The organism is Rheinheimera sp. 1928-s, from assembly GCF_029269265.1.
Classification (GTDB): domain Bacteria; phylum Pseudomonadota; class Gammaproteobacteria; order Enterobacterales; family Alteromonadaceae; genus Pararheinheimera.
The window spans coordinates 1-3187 of record NZ_JARIXP010000021.1 but is presented as its reverse complement, the minus strand read 5'-3'; the positions used below and the strand labels follow the sequence as shown (position 1 = coordinate 3187).

The following is a 3187-nucleotide window of genomic DNA, read 5'->3' as shown; positions in this document are numbered from 1 at the left end:
GATAGTTGAAAGCAGGGTGGTTCTTTGCGGAGAAAATATCAGCCTTGATAGTCGGGACGGCAACGTATTGCCAACTGATCTGAATAGTGGCGAATGATCAATAGAATAAACAGGTTATCAGATACGAAATGGCAGCAACACTGTGAAAGACTGCATCAGATTGTCCAAAATAATCTTGCAAGCAGCTGTTCCCTAAATATACAAATTCCATTAGCATCAGATGTACCAATAAAGAGCGCACCCACCGTTCAACAGACTCTTATCCGTCGTGAACGCCGGATAAGACGCTAAAAAGTTAGGTATCCATGAACATATATGCGTACATATTTACATTCTTGGTTCTCTTTGGTGGTAAGGCCTACGCCTTAGAGCTCTATGAGAGAGACTTAGCAAATGAAAAATTGATGCCAATTCTAGCGGCACTAAAAGATGGCATAAGAAAGCGTGACGTATCTATATTCGAAGAGTATGTGCTATTTCCGTTAAACATAAGCTCTGAAAAGAAGTACGTTTCTGCAGATGGTTCAGTAAAAATAAAAACGAAAAAAATTCTTAGTGCTCATGAGCTACAAGTTAAGTTTGATGATGTTTTCACAACGTCTGTAATAGGTTTAATTGAATGTATCACTCACGAAAATATGATGTACAACAAATACAAAGGGTTTGATGCTGCCTATGGTGGGATTTGGTTTTTTGATGTGGTCTTTGAAGATTCAGGAAAACGTATTTTTGCACTCGCAAGTATCTCAACAAATAAAACGGCCACTGAAAAGTGGATGAAATTAAATTGTGGAGAAACACCTAACAAGCTAATTCAGCCGACGCCAAAAAGCGGCGCGGCTGATTAGAGAGTTATGTGAACTAGGTAAACCTCGATGTCAAAACTGCTTTTCAACTACTACTGGTTTGCATTTACCACAACTAGATTGTTGTTTTTGCTGTTGTTGTCGGTAATATTTGTTGCTCAAGAGGTCTTTGTTCCTTATGTAGTCGTTGCCACCTTATTAGGCTGGTCTGCAATTATCATTGCCATGATCTACAAGTGTCCACAATGTAACGAGAGAGCCTTGGTGCACAGTGGGGTTGTTGCTAGAAAAATAGAATCAAACAGAAGTAGGTTAAGCTCTTGGTTGGTTCCTAATGAGCTGGCTTATCAGTACTTCTATTGTTGTAAATGTGGGCACAAAATTGAAGCCAATAAGTGTTGAGTTGTGTTCACATAACAAGTTGCTTAATTTCGCTCCGGCCACAAAAAAACGTGGCCTCCACTGGACTGCCTACGCTGAGCTGCGGCAGCCAATTAGCAAAGTGTTATGTGTGAATGAGCATGAACTGGACTGAGATTTCTTTATTCAAGGGCATCGATTTAAATGATTCCTTTGTACTCGGATGGAGTCTTGAGCCGGGACGGCTGGTTTTTCAACTTGAAGCGAGTATTTGGCCAGAGTCAGACTATTACATTGCGCCCAAGCCTAATGAATACACTTGCTACCGAAAGGCTACTCTCGAATTTGTCGGGGTAAATGAGGTTCATGGATTGTTGCCTATCGAATCTGTTTGTTTCGCAAAAGATCCGGATGGGTCAATTGATTACGGCAATATTGATGTATTGGTAAAACTTGAAAGCACCTACCAAGTATTTGGTGATTTTGGTGAGGTAAAAATAATCGGTGGGGAGCTTCGGTTTGCAGTCAGCACATAACAACGCGCTGTTATCGCCGCTATCGCGGCTGGGACGGCTTACGCTACGCTCCTGCCGCCCCAAAGCTTATAGTTATATTTTTTTATGAGTATTAGCGTGATAACTAAACCGGAAGAGAAACATTTACCGTGGTGGAAAAGAAGCACAGCTCCATGGTGGCTGTTTCTGCTTTTGTTTTTATATTTTTTTTATGTTGTTGTCACTGAAACCTTCGTATCATTTGAACGTTTAGAAAATTTCAAAAGTGAGCTAAGGAATGCTAATAAACCAATTTATTATTTCGAGACCAGTAAGGTCACTGAGGAACCTGGGGCAAATAGCGAGAGTAAATTGCTCAGTTCAGACTTGCTTGAATGCTTGTTTACTGCCGATGAAACAGTAGTTCCTAAGCGGCCACCTTCGAATGATGACGCGTCATTTTTAAGTTTCGAATTAGCTGGTAACGTTATTAAACTTGAAATAAGGCAGCATAAAAGTGTTTTTTGGTATACAGCCTGGATTAAACAAGAGTATGGCTACAAAGGTTACGGTTTTAAGGCGCATGGTAAATGTGTCATGCCGTAGCATCAACAAAAAATATAACAATCGCCATCAAAAACGCGCCCTTTGGGCGCTCGACTCGCAACAAGTTGCTCGCGTTTGTGGCGGGCGTTATGAGCCAAATCGAGATTGAAGCATGGACGGAAAACTAAAGTGCCATCATTGCGAAAACGAGTTTTCGGCTGAGCAAATATTAGAAAGCTGCCAATACTCTTATCCTCAAATGGAAGCACTAGGTTTTATTTGCCCAACTTGCAACAAAGCGAGTCAAATTCGTATTAGGGGTGGCACATTTCAATCAATCGAAGTAATTTCGGCTCCTGGTCCAGAGTGGGTAATACACGATTCCTTGAGGCCAAATGGTTTCGAATATCGCATTGATTCGGAGTGGGTTCATTGTTGGTTGGGTGGAAAGTATTATGAATTCAAATCAAAGTAATAGTCAGCTCATAACAAGGCCAAGCAGCATCGCCCCTTCGGGGCTGGACCTCGCTACGCTCGGCCGCTGTTGGCGGCGTTATGCGAAAGGAATGATATGAGAGTAACGACGGATATTTCGAGAATAGATCTTTTAAAGTTCAACTTAAGATTTATGGTTACAACATCTTACATGTATAAATATTTTTCTATTATTGTAGCTATTGTATTAGCTATTGTATTTTGGAAAGCAGGTCTACCAAACACACAAGAGAAATGGATGATTTCTATTGTCGGTGCATTTCTATCTGGAGTTGCTGCAATCGGCATATACTTCTTGTTTTGTATTGGTTCAATTTTGTTACGTTCGAATACCTTAAACGGCATTCTAGGTGTTCATGAATACGAACTCAGAGATGAAGGCTTATTTGAAAAAACAACAGCAAATGAGACGCTTAATAGATGGGAAGGTCTTGGTAAAGTCACAATTGCTGGCCCCTTCCTATTACTGCAAGTATCCGGATTTTT

Annotated in this window: 4 protein-coding genes; all 4 read left to right on the top strand. The window is 40.8% G+C overall.

Features of this window, described 5'->3' with window-relative positions; translation table 11 throughout:
• Positions 1-305: 305 nt before the first annotated feature.
• On the top strand, positions 306-848 hold the full coding sequence (locus tag P3C17_RS21190; protein ID WP_300931241.1) for a hypothetical protein: 543 nt from the start codon (positions 306-308) through the stop codon (positions 846-848).
• Positions 849-1321: 473 nt separating this feature from the next.
• Positions 1322-1702, top strand: a complete 381-nt coding sequence (locus tag P3C17_RS21185; RefSeq protein WP_300931240.1) for a hypothetical protein — start codon at positions 1322-1324, stop codon at positions 1700-1702.
• Between the two features lie 84 nt (positions 1703-1786).
• Entirely contained in the window at positions 1787-2266 is a 480-nt protein-coding gene (locus P3C17_RS21180) for a hypothetical protein (protein WP_300931239.1), read from the top strand.
• Between the two features lie 511 nt (positions 2267-2777).
• A partial coding sequence (locus P3C17_RS21175) for a hypothetical protein (protein ID WP_300931238.1) occupies positions 2778-3187 on the top strand: 410 nt, incomplete at its 3' end.

Bases quoted from the DNA above. Each gene is read 5' to 3' on its own strand.
- P3C17_RS21190 (WP_300931241.1), top strand. From the start codon at position 306: ATGAACATATATGCGTACATATTTACATTCTTGGTTCTCTTTGGTGGT.
- P3C17_RS21185 (WP_300931240.1), top strand. From the start codon at position 1,322: ATGAGCATGAACTGGACTGAGATTTCTTTATTCAAGGGCATCGATTTA.
- P3C17_RS21180 (WP_300931239.1), top strand. From the start codon at position 1,787: ATGAGTATTAGCGTGATAACTAAACCGGAAGAGAAACATTTACCGTGG.